General features: G+C 56.9%; 2 rRNA genes. Both read right to left on the bottom strand.

What is annotated here, in order from left to right:
* Window positions 1-2: 2 nt before the first annotated feature.
* A 5S ribosomal RNA gene (rrf, locus tag OP497_RS17420) occupies window positions 3-118 on the bottom strand.
* Between the two features lie 83 nt (window positions 119-201).
* Window positions 202-1,814 (bottom strand): 23S ribosomal RNA (locus OP497_RS17415); the annotation flags it as partial.

The raw sequence follows: 1,814 nt of genomic DNA, 5'->3' as shown, positions 1-1,814 counted from the left end.
GTGCCTGACGATGACCTACTCTCGCATGGGGAGGCCCCACACTACCATCGGCGCTGAGCGGTTTCACTGCTGAGTTCGGCAAGGGATCAGGTGGTTCCCGCACGCTATGGTCGTCAGGCGAAAAACGGTGAATCATGCTGATGCGAGGCGTCTCGTCGTATCCGGCTGTCGGTCGCCATCGGCAGACCGCTTGGGTGTTATATGGTCAAGCCTCACGGGCCATTAGTACCGGTTAGCTCAACGCCTTGCAGCGCTTCCACACCCGGCCTATCAACCAGCTGGTCTTGCTGGGCCCTTCAGGAGGCTCGAGGCCTCGGGGATGTCTCATCTTGAAGGGGGCTTCCCGCTTAGATGCTTTCAGCGGTTATCCCGTCCGCACATAGCTACCCGGCAATGCCACTGGCGTGACAACCGGAACACCAGAGGTGCGTCCACTCCGGTCCTCTCGTACTAGGAGCAGCCCTTCTCAAACATCCAACGCCCACGGCAGATAGGGACCGAACTGTCTCACGACGTTCTAAACCCAGCTCGCGTACCACTTTAAATGGCGAACAGCCATACCCTTGGGACCGACTTCAGCCCCAGGATGTGATGAGCCGACATCGAGGTGCCAAACACCGCCGTCGATGTGAACTCTTGGGCGGTATCAGCCTGTTATCCCCGGAGTACCTTTTATCCGTTGAGCGATGGCCCTTCCATACAGAACCACCGGATCACTAGAACCTACTTTCGTACCTGCTCGACGTGTCTGTCTCGCAGTTAAGCACCCTTATGCTCTTGCACTCACTGCACGATTTCCAACCGTGCTGAGGGTACCTTCGTGCTCCTCCGTTACGCTTTGGGAGGAGACCGCCCCAGTCAAACTACCCACCACACACGGTCCTCGATCCGGATCACGGACCTGAGTTAGAACGCCAATGATGCCAGGCTGGTATTTCAAGGTTGGCTCCACCCGAACTGGCGTCCGGGTTTCCAAGCCTCCCAGCTATCCTACACAGGCAACATCAGCGTCCAGTGTGAAGCTATAGTAAAGGTTCACGGGGTCTTTCCGTCTAGCCGCGGGTACACAGCATCTTCACTGCGATTTCAATTTCACTGAGTCTCGGGTGGAGACAGCGTGGCCATCATTACGCCATTCGTGCAGGTCGGAACTTACCCGACAAGGAATTTCGCTACCTTAGGACCGTTATAGTTACGGCCGCCGTTTACCGGGGCTTCGATCAGGAGCTTCGCTTGCGCTAACACCATCACTTAACCTTCCGGCACCGGGCAGGCGTCACACCCTATACGTCCGCTTGCGCGTTTGCAGAGTGCTGTGTTTTTAATAAACAGTTGCAGCCACCTGGTATCTTCGACCGGTTCAGGCTCAGGGAGCATGTCCCGTCACCCTATGCCGGCGTGCCTTCTCCCGAAGTTACGGCACCATTTTGCCTAGTTCCTTCACCCGAGTTCTCTCAAGCGCCTGGGTATTCTCTACCTGACCACCTGTGTCGGTTTGGGGTACGGTCCCACTGTATCTGAAGCTTAGAGGCTTTTCCTGGAAGCGTGGCATCGATGACTTCCAGCCCGTAGGCTGTTCGTCTCGTCTCTCGGCCTTGGGGAACCGGATTTGCCTGATTCCCCAGCCTACTGACTTTCACCAGGACAACCAACGCCTGGCTCACCTAGCCTTCTTCGTCCCCCCATCGCAATACAGTGAGGTACGGGAATATTGACCCGTTTCCCATCGACTACGCCTTTCGGCCTCGCCTTAGGGGCCGACTCACTCTGCTCCGATTAGCGTCGAACAGAAACCCTTGGTCTTCCGGCGGGGG

It is taken from the genome of Halomonas sp. 11-S5, assembly GCF_029889825.1.
Classification (GTDB): domain Bacteria; phylum Pseudomonadota; class Gammaproteobacteria; order Pseudomonadales; family Halomonadaceae; genus Halomonas.
The sequence above is the reverse complement of the archived record's forward strand: the minus strand, read 5'-3'. Positions and strand labels throughout refer to the sequence as shown.